The organism is Streptomyces sp. ActVer (assembly GCF_027270795.1).
Classification (GTDB): domain Bacteria; phylum Actinomycetota; class Actinomycetes; order Streptomycetales; family Streptomycetaceae; genus Streptomyces; species Streptomyces umbrinus_A.
Genome location: NZ_JAPWHT010000997.1, coordinates 1 through 693 on the forward strand (window position 1 = coordinate 1; position 693 = coordinate 693).

The following is a 693-nucleotide window of genomic DNA, read 5'->3' on the forward strand; positions in this document are numbered from 1 at the left end:
CCATGAGGTCGGCGGCCTGCCGACTGATCTGGGCGGCCACGGGCTCCGGCAGCCAGCCCTCCCAGTCCAGCGCGTCGGCGCCACCGGGCGCGCACGCCGCCGACACCCGGTCCGGAGTGGGCCGGGCCGTCGGGGACTTGTCGAGACAGAGCCCGATGATCGTGTCCAGCGGATCCGGAACACCCGTCAGATCCGGCGTGCCGTGCACCACTTGGTAGAGCAGGGTGGCCGCCGACGAACCGTCGAAGGGCGCGTTCCCGGTGGCGGCGAAGGCGAGGACCGAGCCGAGACAGAACACGTCCCCCTCCGGGCCCATCGGGTCACCCGTGGCGTGCTCGGGGCACATGTACCGCGGGGAGCCCAGCAGCACACCGGACAGGGTGAGTTCGTAGCCGTCGGTGGCCCGGACGATGCCGAAGTCGATGACCCGGGGGCCCTCGGCGGAGAGCAGCACATTGGACGGTTTGAGATCGCGGTGCACCAGCCCCGCGGAGTGCACGGCGATCAGCGCCTCGGCGAGTCCGGCTCCGAGGGCCAGTACCGACTTCGGCGGCAGCGGCCCGTGTTCCTCGACGGCGTCGGCCAGCGTCGGACCGAGGATGTGCGCGGTGGCGAGCCAGGGGACGGGGCCGTCCGGCGCGGGCGGTGAGCGGCAGGTACACGGCCACCGTCGTGGGCGCCGGCCCGGACGGC

1 protein-coding gene is annotated in these 693 nt (G+C 73.4%); it reads right to left on the reverse strand.

Annotated elements, in window-relative coordinates; genetic code table 11:
- Positions 1-693, reverse strand: a 693-nt coding sequence (locus tag O3Q52_RS53810) for a serine/threonine-protein kinase (RefSeq protein WP_269655644.1), incomplete at both ends; no start/stop codon positions are given.